This window comes from Chlorobium sp., from assembly GCF_021740465.1.
Taxonomy (GTDB): domain Bacteria; phylum Bacteroidota; class Chlorobiia; order Chlorobiales; family Chlorobiaceae; genus Chlorobium.
Genome location: NZ_JAIOZR010000034.1, coordinates 1 through 12,500, shown reverse-complemented (window position 1 = coordinate 12,500; position 12,500 = coordinate 1). Strand labels below are relative to the sequence as shown.

Here is a 12,500-nt window from a genome sequence, read left to right as displayed (position 1 = left end):
GAGAATAACGGCGAGTACCCCGAAACCATCGCACAGGTGCTGTGGGGTCTCGACACCATCAAAAGCAAGGGTGAAGCCGTTGCGGTGATCATCCATCTGATGGGCGCCGAACCGGCTTATGACGCACAGGGTAAAATCAGCCACTACCAGCTCATACCACTCGAAAGGCTCGGCAGGCCGAGAATCGATGTGCTGATCCAGATCAGCTCGATCTTCCGCGACACCTTCGGCGTGCTGGTCGATCACCTCGACAAGCTGGTCAAGGACGCTGCCAAAGCCATAGAGCCGCACGAAATGAACCACATCAAAAAACATGTGGACGCGGCCCTGAACGACGGCAAGGATTTCGAAAGCGCAACCTCGCGCCTCTTCACCCAGGCGCCGGGAGCCTACGGCTCGCAGGTCGAGGAGCTGGTGGAGGATTCAGCATGGGAGTCGGAAGAGGATCTCGACAACATGTTCGTCAAGCGTACCGGATTCGCCTACGGCGGCAACCGTTACGGCGACCAGCAGACCGATATTCTCAAAGGGCTGCTCGGCACGGTGGACCGTGTAGTGCAGCAGGTCGATTCGGCGGAGTTCGGCATTTCCGATATCGACCGCTACTTCTCCTCTTCGGGAGCCCTGCAGCTTTCCGCACGCCGCCGCAACCCGAAAGGCGACAACGTCAAGCTGAACTATGTGGAGACCTTTACGGCCGATGTAAAAATAGACGACGCCGACAAGGCTCTGAAGGTGGAGTTCCGCACCAAGCTGCTCAACCCGAAATGGTTTGAAACCATGCTTGAACAGGGCCACAGCGGCGCAACGGAAATCAGCAATCGCTTTACCTACATGCTCGGCTGGGACGCCGTCACGAAGGGTGTCGACGACTGGGTTTACAAGGAAGCCGCCCAGACCTACGCCATGGATCCGAAAATGCGGGAACGGCTGATGAAGGTCAACCCGAAAGCGTTCAAGAACATCGTCGGCAGGATGCTCGAAGCGAGTGGACGGGGCATGTGGAGCGCCGACCCCGACATGATCGAAAAACTGCAGGAGATCTACAGTGACCTCGAAGACCGTCTGGAAGGCATCGAAATCTGAACGGCCCTCTCCCCTGAGACACAGGGAAGGTTCACCATGATTGAAGCAATAAGGAAAAGGCACGCTGCTACGGCACCGTGCCTTTTCCTTTTCAGGGAGACCGGAGAGGCTGGGTGTTTTCGTTTTCAGCAATCCGTTTGCTATATTGAGCAAAAGGCATTTATGCAGGCAGGCAGAAGTAACATATCGCGGAGTGTCTGGCGTTTTTTCGAGATCGCGCTCTTTTTCGTCATCTCGGTGGTTGGTTTCAACGTCTGCGCCAAGACGACAAATCTCAACTCCAAACTGAAATCCCGATCGCAGCTTCAGGGAAACGGAAGTTGCTGGCTCTCCTCGAACCATGAGCTCCACCACACAACGCTCCTGCACGCCTTTTCGGATACCCGCAAAAAAAACGCTCTCAAGAGACTCTCTATCTTCCAGGCGGCGCAGTGTGCGCAGCGTAACGATGTAAACGCATATCCCGACGAAGCATTCCGCACCGCACCATGCAGGCTTGTGCATGCCACAACTGCACTGCCCCGCAACCTTCTCCAGCAGAATCCCGTCCTTCTGATTTAAACCGCCAACCTTCGACAGGCTCCGTGCATCTCAGTCCTCAATGCACGAAACCTGAAGCTCCGCGATAAAGACACCGCGGAAAAGAGGCATGTTTTCCTGTTGCATTTTCATGAAAAACAGCCCTTTAAAAAAAGGTTGACCCTATGCATTTTGTGTTCCTTACCATGGAGGCCACCAACAACAGTGCCCTGAAAAGCGCTGCTGAGCGACTGAACATCGAGTTCAATACAGGCATCGAGATTTCGATGTTCAATCTTGGTCTCCAGCACGACAACCACCAGTGGGAAAAACTGGAAAAAGCGTTCCATTCCGCTGATTTCATTTTCGGTTCCATGCTCTTCAGCGAAGAGATCGTGCGGCCTCTCGAACGGCTTCTTGAAAAAGCGGTCTGCCCGATCTGCATCATTACCAGCAATCCGGCCCTGCTCACCCGAACCAGGCTCGGAAAGTTCTCGATGCGCAAGCCGGGAGCGGAGGGGGAAAAGGAACCGGGAATTTTCCGGCAGTGGGCGGCAAAGCTCAAGCCGAAGCAGAGCCACGGCGAAAGCCAGAGACAGCTCGCCCTTGCCCGGAATATCGGAAAGATCATGAAGCACATCCCCGGCAGGGCCAGGGATATTCATACCTTCATTGCTGCGCACCAGTTCTGGCTGAACGGCTCGCAGGAAAACATGGAGCGCTTCCTCTCGCTCATAGCCGACCGCTACGTTCCGGGCTGGAAGGGAAAGCTGCCGCAGGAGGATGCCATATTTTATCCGGATGCCGCGCTCTGCCACCCTGAAGCCATCGAGCCGTTCTTTTCGGCAAAGGCCTTCCGGGAATGGCAGCACAAGCATAAACCGGCACTGAAAAAAGGACCGGTTGCCATTCTGGCCATGCGCTCGACCGTGCTGAGCCGAAACATGCTGCATCTGGAACACCTTGTCGGCGAACTGGAATCGCGTGGCATAGCCTCCTGCATCGCCTACAGCGGAGGCCTCGATTGCCGTCCGGCGCTCGATCAGTTTTTCGATCCCGAAAAACCCGACAGCCTGAAACCGGAGCTCCTGCTCAATGCCACCGGATTTTCACTGGTGGGCGGCCCTGCCGAAAACAAGGCAAAAGAGGCCATCGAGGCTTTGAAAAAACTCGATGTACCCTGCTATAACCTCATACCGCTCTCCTTCCAGCCGATAGAACAGTGGGAGGAGAACAACCTCGGCCTCACGCCGCTTCAGACAGCCCTTTGTGTTGCGGTTCCAGAGCTGGACGGTACCATAGAACCGCATGTGTATGCAGGAACAGGCAACGACCGCACCATACCTCTCGAAAGGGAGATCGACGCCGTAGCCGGAAGAATCGGAAGATTCCTCCGGCTGCGCGCAAAGCCACCCGCCGGAAAGAAAATCGCCATTGTGCTCTTCAATTTTCCTCCAAATCTCGGCAACGCAGGCACAGCGGCCTATCTTAACGTTTTCGAAAGCCTTCTGCGTCTTTTGCGGGAGATGAAGGAGGCCGGCTACCATGTGGAACTGCCCGAAAGTGTAGCAGAACTAAGGGAGCGTCTGCTCGAGGGCAACCGGCTGGTTTACGGCACGGACGGCAATGTTGAGGCACATCTGTCTACCGGGGAGTACCGGCAGCTCTTTCCTGCATACAGCGCCATCGAGCCGTTCTGGGGCGATGCACCCGGTGAGATGCTCAGCGACCGCAACGGCTTCCATATACTCGGATGTTCGTTCGGCAACATCTTTGTCGGCCAGCAGCCTTCGTTCGGATACGAGCGCGATCCGATGAGACTCCTCATGGCGAAGGATGCCGCGCCGAACCACGCGTTTGCCGCATTCTACACCTGGCTTGAGCACTGTTTCGATGCCGACGCAGTGCTGCATTTCGGCACACACGGAGCACTGGAGTTCATGCCAGGCAAACAGGCCGGCCTTTCCTGGAAATGCTGGCCGAAACGACTGATCGGCAACCTGCCGAACTTCTACTGTTACTGCGTCAACAATCCGAGCGAGGGTGCCATCGCCAAACGACGGGGACTTGCCACACTCGTCAGCTACCTCTCTCCGCCACTCGAACATGCCGGGCTCTACAAAGGACTGCGCCGCCTGAAAGAGCTTGTTGCAGCGGCGGAAAAACATTCGCAGGACGAAATTTTTGACGAGATCGCCGCCCTGGCCGCAGAGCTTGAAATCGGCACCGGAAAAGCGACGGAAAACCGGGAGGAATATCTTGCCGGGCTCTCCGGCGAGCTTTACCTCGTAGAGGAGCGCATGATTCCCCTGGGCCTGCATATAATGGGCGAAGCCCCTTCGATAGAGAGCCTCGTCGATCATCTCGCCCTGCTTGCATGTCACAACCGTCCGGAACTCGACAACCGTTCGCTGCCCGAACTGATCTGCCGCCATAAAAACCGCGACTACCGCCAGCTTGTTGACGGCATCGGAGAGAGCCGCAACGACATGCTTGAGTGGCAGGATATCCTCGATACCTGCAGGGAAGCAGTCAGGATCTTTACCGGTCACCTTTCCGCCAAGCCTTCGGAAAGCATACCGGATATCCGCACTATCCTCGAAGGGAGCCTGCCGGTAAGGATATCCGAAGCCGACAGCTATCTGAACCGGAAAACCGGCATCAGAAGCAGCGAGCTGCAGAAGTTCTGGCATTTTCTCAACGGGGTGCTCGGAAACCTTGCCGAAAACGACGAGCTGCATGCGGTACTCCGCGCGCTTTCCGGCGCCTACATCACGCCATCACCGGGCAACGACCTTGTGCGCAATCCCGATATCGTTCCGACGGGACGCAACATCCACAGCCTCGACCCGTACAGCATCCCGTCGGCGTTCGCGCGACAGGCGGGCAGGATGGCCGCGGATGCCGTGCTCGAAGAGTACCGTAATATAAACGGGTGCATGCCGGAATCCATCGCGATGGTGCTCTGGGGAACCGACAACCTCAAGAGCGACGGCGAAGGCGTAGCCCAGGCGCTGGCACTGCTCGGCGCCGTTCCCAAATGCGACGAACTGGGCAAAACCAGTGATGTGGAGCTTATTCCGCTGGAGGAGCTCGGCCGACCGCGCATCGATGTGGTGATCACCATCAGTGGCATCTTCAGGGACCTGCTTGCGCCTCAGGTAAAACTGCTCGACAAGGCGGCAAGGATGGCCGCCGCAGCCGACGAGCCTGCGGAACTGAATTATATCCGAAAACATGTGCTGCAGGAGGTGCAGGAGAAAAACTGCTCTTTTTCCGAAGCCTCGAACAGGGTATTTTCCAACGCTCCCGGCAGCTACGGCGCCAACGTCAATCATCTGGTGGAGAGCAGTTCGTGGGAGGATGAAAAGCAGCTTGCCGATGCGTTCGTCATTCGTAAAAGCTTTGCCGCCACCGAAGACGGAAACTGGGAGGATTGCCCTGATGCCTTCCGCTCGGCATTGCGCAATGTCAGCCTGACCTTCCAGAATATCGACAGCTATGAAATCGGGATTTCGGATATTGATCATTATTATGAGTATCTTGGCGGGGTTTCAAAAACAGTCGAGCATCTGAGCGGTTCGAAACCGGATATCCTTGTGGGGGATGTCAACGGATTCGGAACAAAGCAGCGGATCAGCACACTGGAAAAAATGGTGGCGCTTGAATCCCGCACAAAACTGCTCAATCCGAAATGGTATGAATCCATGCTGGAGCATGGTTATGAAGGGGTAAGGGAGATAGAGTCACATCTCGGCAATACCTACGGATGGAGCGCCACGGCATCGGCGGTAGGCGACTGGACCTACCGGCAGTTCAACGAAACGTTCCTGCAGAACCCGGAAATGCTTGAACGGTTGACGGAGCTCAATATACATGCCGTAACCGCCATGACCAGACGGCTTCTTGAAGCGAACGCCCGGGGGTTCTGGAACACCGACGAAAAAACCATCGAGGATCTCCAGCGGCTTTACGAAGATCTCGAATCGAGGGTTGAGGGAATCGGAAACACCCATGGCTGAACCGGATACACAGTAACACTACTTTCAACGTCAAAAACCGAAACATGAGCAGCTCCTCTTTCAATGCCGAAGAACACAAAAAAATGCTTCGCTCGTATTTCAACGGCCAGGGCTTCCAGCGCTGGGCCTCGATTTACGGCGACGACAAACTCTCAACCGTACGCAACACCGTCCGCCAGGGACATGCGGTCATGATGGACCGGGCGTTCGAATGGCTGCAGCAGCTCAACCTTCCCGAAGGAGCTACCGTGCTCGATGCGGGCTGCGGAACGGGACTGTTCAGCATAAGGCTCGCCCGGGCCGGCTACAGGGTCAAGGCTGTCGATATCGCATCGCAGATGGTGGATAAATCGAAAGCGGACGCAACGAAAGCGGGAGTAGCTGGAAACATCGAGTTCGAGGTCAACACCATCGAGTCGGTCAAAGGAACCTATGATGCGGTCGTGTGTTTCGACGTGCTCATTCACTATCCGGCGGAAGGGTTTCGGCAGGCGTTCGGCAACCTGAGCAATCTGACGAAAGGGCCGGTGATCTTCACCTATGCACCCTACAACAACATCCTCGCCTTCCAGCACTGGCTCGGCGGCTACTTCCCGAAAAAAGAGCGCCGGACAACCATTCAGATGATCCGGGGTGAAGAGATGCAGAAAGCCATGACGGAAAACGCCATGACGGTGAAAAACAGCGAAAAGGTCAGCTTCGGTTTCTACCACACCATGCTGATGAACACCTCGCGCCGGTGAACGGCAAAAGAAAACCGTATGACAATTCTATAAATAAATCTTAAATTAATTGTTCAGGGATTTTTTATTGAAACATCTCGGGTTTAATATGTTTCGCCACGGCTTTCCCTATTTTGTAAAAAAACACACATATCTGGAGGGTGGATACCGATGAAAATACTGATGATTCAGCCTAATTATCATTCAGGTGGAGCTGAAATTGCCGGTAACTGGACGCCAAGCTGGGTAGCCTATATCGGTGGCGCCCTGAAAAAGGCAGGGTTCGAGCAAATTCGTTTTGTTGACGCTATGGCCGACGACCTCCCTGACGATCAGATCGAGGAAATTATCCGGAAGAACAAACCGGATATCGTTATGGCGACCAACATCACGCCATCCATTTTCAAGGCGCAGGATATCATGAAAATCGCCAAGAAGGTGGATCCGAAAATCAGAACCATCATGGGCGGTATTCATTCGACCTTCATGTATCCCCAGGTACTGACTGAAGCGCCGGAAACCGATTACGTCATCCGTGGTGAAGGCGAAGAGGTTGCCGTAAATCTGGTAAAGGCCATCGCGGCCGGAAACGACCGGGAGGTGCGCGGCGACATTACCGGCATCGCCTACAACGACGACGACGGCAAGGTGTTCGCCACTGCAGCTCATCCGGTTATCGAAGATCTTGATGACCTGACTCCCGACTGGAGCCTCTACGACTGGGACAAGTATATCTATACTCCCCTCAACTGCCGCCTGGCCGTACCGAACTTCGCCAGAGGCTGCCCCTTTACCTGTACTTTCTGTTCGCAGTGGCAGTTCTGGCGCCGTTATCGCGCCCGAAGCCCGAAACATTTCGTTGACGAAATCGAAATTCTGGTCAGGAAATACAATGTAGGCTTCTTCATTCTTGCCGACGAGGAACCGACAATCAACAAGCAGAAGTTCGTTGCGCTCTGCCAGGAGCTTATCGACCGAAAGCTCGGCGTGACCTGGGGCATCAATACCCGTGTGACCGATATCATGCGTGACGCCGATCTGTTGCCGTTCTTCCGCAAGGCCGGCCTGGTGCATGTCTCGCTCGGCACCGAAGCGGCGAGCCAGATGAACCTGAACCGTTTCCGCAAGGAGACCACCATTGAAGAAAACAAATACGCCATAAAGCTGCTCCAGAAAAACGGCATTGTGGCAGAAGCCCAGTTCGTGATGGGCCTCGAGCACGAGACTCCGGAGACCATCGAGGAGACCTACCAGCTCTGCAAGGACTGGGATCCCGATATGGCCAACTGGACCATCTATACGCCGTGGCCGTTCTCCGATCTCTTCAAGGAGCTCGGCGACAGGGTGGAGGTGCGCGATTATTCAAAGTATAACTTCGTATCGCCCATCATCAAGCCGGACAACATGGAGCGCGAGGATGTGCTCAAAGGGGTGCTGAAGTCCTATGCACGCTTCTATGCGCGCAAGACCTTCTTCGGGTATCCGTGGATCAAGGATCCCTATGTACGCAAGTACATGCTCGGATGTCTGAAAGCGTTTGCCCAGACCACCATCACCAAACGGTTCTACGATATCGATCGTGTGAAGACCAAGAACCGCAAGATCGAGATCGATCTCGGCTTCGACAAGTCGAGGATTCTTACCCAGGAAGAGGTGAAAAACCTGAAGGAACTCCGCCCGGAGATGGTTGCCGACATGAGCTTCGGCCTGAAAGAGGCCGGCTACCAGCGCGAGCACGACGAGCACGACTGGGATGCCTTCGATGAAACCACCATCAAGGATCGTACCTCATCGACCGTGCGTAACTGCTGATCGCCATTCCACTGCAGAAACGGAAAAACCCTCCGCGACCCGGAGGGTTTTTCATTTCGATGCTTTTCCGTCACCCTCACTTCACCTCGATCTCCTTGCCTTTTTTCGGCTCGGGCTCTTTTTTCGGAAGCGTTATTTTCAGTACCCCGTTGTCGTATGAGGCTTCAATATTTTCGCCGTCAACGTTATCGCCGACAGAAAAGCTTCTGCTCATGCTACCCCAGCTCCGCTCGATACGGTGATACCCTTTTTTCTTCTCCTCCTCCTCCTGCTTGCGTTCCGCGCTGATGCACAGCACATCGTCTTCCATCGACACCTTGACATCCTCTTTTTTCATGCCGGGCATATCGGCGGAAACATATATCGCTTTTTCGTCTTCGCTTATATCGACCCTGAATGATGGCGTTATCATAGAAGAAAAGAAGGGTGATACCTTGTCGTTGAAAACATCCTCGAACATCTTCAACGGATCTCTTCCGTAAAGTTTCAGTGACATGTCTGCATCTCCATCTTTTAATGGTTTTAAAAGCTGAATCAGATATTCGGCTCCGGGCTCCGCGCGCGGATTACTTTAAAAAACAATGTGGAAGCAGAAAAAATTCCCCCGCAGCAACGGAGCATCCCGATACGCTTGACACCGTAATAAAACACAATCGTATCGATTCATGACGGGCCGGTTCGTTTCACAGCCAAAAGGAAAGCGTTTTCGCATACACAGGAAATTGCAATCCAAATTATTTCATAATAATATCTTAAGTTGAAACAGGACAAAATACATACACAATAATAATGGTTTGGCACGCTTATTGTGGAATTGTTAACAGAAACAATCAGTAAAACAGAAAACAAGCTACACCAGACACAAAAACAAAACGAGGGAGACCCCCATCATGACTATCATCAACAACATCAGAAAAGTTCTCGTTGGAGCAGCCATCATAGCTTCAGCATCCCCGGCAGCAGAAGCCACAATGTTAGCCGGAGGTCCAGAACCTGCACCTGCAGCATCAACAAGAGGAACCGCAGACGTTGTTGTCAACGTACCGAACTTCATCATTCTGCACTACTACTCTGCACTGACACTGAATTTCGAGACACCCGAAAGCCTCAGCATCAAGGAAGGCTCGAATGACATGGATGTGGCCTGGGACGGAAAGGTAAGCGGCAACAGCGAGCTTGAAAATAAAAGCTTGTCGACTGCAGCCCTGGAGCTTGACGGCACCGTCACCACTGTAAAAATTCCTAACGTATGGGCAGTCAGAGGTTTTTCTGAAAACGGAAAAGCCGGTGTAAGCATAGCGATACCTGACGACGGAGATGAACTGGCAAGGGGCAGTTCGATAATCGGCCTCTCCAATGCAAAAGTAACCAGCGAGAAGGAAGCGGCTTTATCGATAACCGTAACACTGAACGGTATCGCAAAAAGTCAGGCAACCCTGGGCGGTATTGAAATGGACCTCGACTTCACTAACACACAGCGTTCGGGAGAGCACAAAGGTGGTAAATATGTGATCAGCGCCGTGACCATGTAAACAAGACGCTCCGGCTTCTTCAGCAGGACAAAAAAAGGCTCCCTTGATGGGGGCCTTTTTTTAGCTCCATTTTCCTCTTTTTTCAGGCTTTCACCCCGGAGAGTGCAGTGCCGATACCGAGCAGATCGGCGATGTTGGCGCCGGGATCGATAACCGGCCTGATGAGGGGTTCCGCACAGGTCATGATAGTGGTTACGCCTGGGCCGTGACCTGCTTCGAGACAGTCGCTGTGCACCACAATACCGATCGATACGGCACCTTTCCGATAAGCCCTGCCATAACGGTTGTCGTGATCGAGAAGGGCTACAAAATCGCCGAAGCGTATTTTGTCGATACCGTTCTCACGAACTGTTTCGGCATCGCTGGTCATGATATCGTAATCCCCCTTGGCCACGTGTGCGGAACCGATTCCTGAACCCATACAAACTGCCGGTACGACGGTTGTGACGGGAACTTCGAGCACCCCGCCCTTCGCCTCCCTGATCTTCAGCTTTTCGAGAAGTGAGGGATCGAGGTTGAAAAGCGCGACCGAAGGATAATCGAGAAGCTTCAGCCCCTGTCCTTTCGCACGAATCATGATAGTATCGGCGTAAGTCAGTTTTTCTTTGACGGCACGGGGAAATTCCACGATGAGATGTTCGGAGCCTCCGTGATGACCGATAACCGTGCCGCACTCCCCTTTAGCCTCTCCTGCCGCTATGGTTGCGGTATTGCCGACACAGGAATAGAGCTGCAGCCCCACATTGGGATGCTCGAACGGCTTCTGGGTATCGGCCGTACAGCTCACGCCTGGCTCGATATGGTCGCCCGCCCAGCCGAATGCCGGATCGCCGGTCTGTACATTCAGGGTTATGCCGCCGATGGAGGGCAGGAGAAACGGATTCCCCTGATGATCGACCTCCCAGTTACCGCGGGTTCTCGGCTGTCCGGGCTGGCATTGCAGTAGAAATTCAACAAGAGCGGATTCATTGGTTTGCAGCATGGTAAACAACGTTTGTTGTAAAAAAATCACTCGTCCAGACCTGGACGACAAAAAGCCCTCGCTGCGGGAAAGAGAGCCTCAACCGATTTCCGGAGACGGTCGAGATGGAGCAGCAGCGGAAGCACATCGTCCTCATACCGGGGATATGCCCGGTACACAAGCCCCCATGCGCCGAGAGAACGATCAATGGCTATCAGTACCGTTTTGGCCGTACCCTCTGCAACCTCCCCGACCGTAGAGCCGGCGCTTGACGTCAGAGCGACTTCGATGGCCCGTACCAGTTTTGGATAAAGAAAATAGTGATATTGCCGGATTATTTCCCCGGCTTCTTCGGGAAGAAGCGGCCAGATCCTGTCGGAACTTTTCCACTGGTCGAGCAGCCCTGCATATTCGAGCGCGTTCAGTGAACAGGGATGCTCACGGGCAGAACGGTGCAAAGAGAGAGGTGCGTCGTCAGGCGAAAAAGGGTGAGCTTCAGCCTGCAGGTTTATGCGATGCACGGCCGCGGAAAGCTCCAGCTGCATCTGCATCCAGAATTCCGCATTGAAAATATCCAGTTCGCCGGGAGCGGCCTTTGACGACAGATGCTGTTCGATATGGTAGTGACGACAGCGCGATGTAAAGGCACATCGATCGCACCATCGGTCGCAATACCGGTCTATTCCCGGTATGAAGATGCTGGAAAAAGACATATTTTTGCATTTTCAGGTAACACATAACTCACTGGATGAGCCGGGAAAGCAATGATAACATACCGACAGGAAGAAAAAATCCCTTTAATGACGCAACAAAAAAGTAATTAAATTATTTTTCTGAAAACATATGCTTAACTTGGAGTCCTTTATCCGATGAATACTTTTTTGCTGAATCCCGTATTTGAAAACGCTTACGTATGAAAACACTCAAACCGTTCCTGACAGCTGCAGCCGACCAGCTTAAACACTTTCTGGGCCGCGCCGGGCGCTCCTTCTGGCTCCCTTTTTCGGCTGCGTCTCTTGTCATGATCTTTTCCATTTTCACCATCCTCAGCTCCTCACCCGGCACCTATATCGATGAGCTCGGCTTCACCGGCGATGACGATTATGTTGTCATCGAGGATGCCTCCGAAATTAAAAAACCCTCCATAGACAAAAAAACCGTACAATCCGGCCAGTCGCTCTATACCATTCTTACCTCCAACGGCCTCACTCCGGCAGATGTTGACAACATAACCAAACAGCTCAAGGGAAGTTTTTCAATCCGTGGATTCCGTGCCGGCCAGAATTATGAAATCGAAAAAAGCAGCACAGGCATTTTTCAGCGATTCACCTACTTTCAGGACCGCGCCGTAACCTTACATATCGAACGGGAAAGCACAAGCGGCGACCTTAAGGTACGACGCGATGCAAAGGAATATGAAAACCGCCTGGCCACCATCGAAGGGTCGGTGTCGGAAACCCTCTCTTCGGAACTTGCCCAAAGGGAACGTTCCGGACTGATGCGCCCGGTCAGAAAGCTGTTTGCCGGACGCCTCAATTTCAAGCGGGACATCAAACCCGGCTCGGAATTCCGCCTGCTTTTCGAAGAGAAATGGCTCGATGATGAATTTATCAGCACCGGCAAAATCATTGCCGCCGAGATTTCCGTAAACAAAAAGAACTACACCGCATACCGGTACACCGATGCGAAAGGCAAAACCGGGTATTATATAGTGGACCCTGATTTTCAGACAAAGGTTTAAGGTGGTAACTTGCCCAAAAAAGGGACAAGATATGAGCGAAAAGCACCGCAAAAGTTTTACGGCACAATTCAAGGCCAAAGTGGCGCTTGAGGCGATCAGAGGAGA

Annotated in this window: 10 protein-coding genes (1 of these 10 running past the window's edge); 7 read left to right on the top strand and 3 right to left on the bottom strand. The window is 53.5% G+C overall.

All coding sequences use genetic code 11. From position 1 onward, the window contains the following. From bchH to bchE, 5 genes are all read left to right on the top strand, one after another. Positions 1-1,086, top strand: the end of a protein-coding gene (gene bchH / locus K9G39_RS10920) for a magnesium chelatase subunit H (RefSeq protein WP_292004958.1). 2,718 nt of this gene lie to the left of the window's left edge; the window shows 1,086 of its 3,804 coding nt (coding positions 2,719-3,804); its start codon lies off the left edge, out of view; it ends in the stop codon at positions 1,084-1,086. 162 nt (positions 1,087-1,248) lie between these two features. Then, complete coding sequence (locus K9G39_RS10915; protein WP_292004957.1) at positions 1,249-1,647, top strand: hypothetical protein; 399 nt, start codon at positions 1,249-1,251, stop codon at positions 1,645-1,647. Between the two features lie 143 nt (positions 1,648-1,790). Further along, positions 1,791-5,627 (top strand): magnesium chelatase subunit H, encoded by a 3,837-nt coding sequence (locus K9G39_RS10910; protein ID WP_292004956.1) that lies wholly within the window; start codon positions 1,791-1,793, stop codon positions 5,625-5,627. A 44-nt stretch (positions 5,628-5,671) separates the two neighbouring features. Continuing rightward, positions 5,672-6,370, top strand: a complete 699-nt coding sequence (gene bchM / locus K9G39_RS10905) for a magnesium protoporphyrin IX methyltransferase (RefSeq protein WP_292004955.1) — start codon at positions 5,672-5,674, stop codon at positions 6,368-6,370. 150 nt (positions 6,371-6,520) lie between these two features. Further along, positions 6,521-8,161, top strand: a complete 1,641-nt coding sequence (bchE, locus tag K9G39_RS10900; protein WP_363319394.1) for a magnesium-protoporphyrin IX monomethyl ester anaerobic oxidative cyclase — start codon at positions 6,521-6,523, stop codon at positions 8,159-8,161. A 76-nt stretch (positions 8,162-8,237) separates the two neighbouring features. Here the strand turns inward: bchE and K9G39_RS10895 are convergent, their stop codons facing one another. Beyond that, positions 8,238-8,657 carry an Hsp20/alpha crystallin family protein gene (locus K9G39_RS10895; protein WP_292004953.1) on the bottom strand — a complete coding sequence of 140 codons (420 nt, stop codon included), beginning with the start codon at positions 8,655-8,657 and terminating at the stop codon, positions 8,238-8,240. A 394-nt stretch (positions 8,658-9,051) separates the two neighbouring features. On the opposite strand from K9G39_RS10895, the gene K9G39_RS10890 reads away from it, so the two are divergent. Beyond that, positions 9,052-9,693 (top strand): hypothetical protein, encoded by a 642-nt coding sequence (locus tag K9G39_RS10890; RefSeq protein WP_292004952.1) that lies wholly within the window; start codon positions 9,052-9,054, stop codon positions 9,691-9,693. Positions 9,694-9,775: 82 nt separating this feature from the next. Here the strand turns inward: K9G39_RS10890 and K9G39_RS10885 are convergent, their stop codons facing one another. After that, a complete protein-coding gene (locus K9G39_RS10885) occupies positions 9,776-10,675 on the bottom strand; it encodes a DUF4438 domain-containing protein (protein ID WP_292004951.1) in 900 nt (299 codons plus the stop codon). A 26-nt stretch (positions 10,676-10,701) separates the two neighbouring features. After that, positions 10,702-11,367, bottom strand: coding sequence for a hypothetical protein (locus tag K9G39_RS10880; RefSeq protein WP_292004950.1), 666 nt, complete (start codon positions 11,365-11,367; stop codon positions 10,702-10,704). 200 nt (positions 11,368-11,567) lie between these two features. Here K9G39_RS10880 and K9G39_RS10875 point away from each other — a divergent pair, with 200 nt between their 5' ends. Continuing rightward, a complete protein-coding gene (locus K9G39_RS10875; protein WP_292004949.1) occupies positions 11,568-12,395 on the top strand; it encodes a hypothetical protein in 828 nt (275 codons plus the stop codon). The last annotated feature ends 105 nt before the right edge of the window (positions 12,396-12,500 follow it).

Excerpts from the sequence above, each read along its gene's own strand:
- K9G39_RS10915 (WP_292004957.1), top strand. The coding sequence starts at position 1,249 with ATGCAGGCAGGCAGAAGTAACATATCGCGGAGTGTCTGGCGTTTTTTC.
- K9G39_RS10910 (WP_292004956.1), top strand. The coding sequence starts at position 1,791 with ATGCATTTTGTGTTCCTTACCATGGAGGCCACCAACAACAGTGCCCTG.
- bchM (WP_292004955.1), top strand. The coding sequence starts at position 5,672 with ATGAGCAGCTCCTCTTTCAATGCCGAAGAACACAAAAAAATGCTTCGC.
- bchE (WP_363319394.1), top strand. The coding sequence starts at position 6,521 with ATGAAAATACTGATGATTCAGCCTAATTATCATTCAGGTGGAGCTGAA.
- K9G39_RS10895 (WP_292004953.1), bottom strand. The coding sequence starts at position 8,657 with ATGTCACTGAAACTTTACGGAAGAGATCCGTTGAAGATGTTCGAGGAT.
- K9G39_RS10890 (WP_292004952.1), top strand. The coding sequence starts at position 9,052 with ATGACTATCATCAACAACATCAGAAAAGTTCTCGTTGGAGCAGCCATC.
- K9G39_RS10885 (WP_292004951.1), bottom strand. The coding sequence starts at position 10,675 with ATGCTGCAAACCAATGAATCCGCTCTTGTTGAATTTCTACTGCAATGC.
- K9G39_RS10880 (WP_292004950.1), bottom strand. The coding sequence starts at position 11,367 with ATGTCTTTTTCCAGCATCTTCATACCGGGAATAGACCGGTATTGCGAC.
- K9G39_RS10875 (WP_292004949.1), top strand. The coding sequence starts at position 11,568 with ATGAAAACACTCAAACCGTTCCTGACAGCTGCAGCCGACCAGCTTAAA.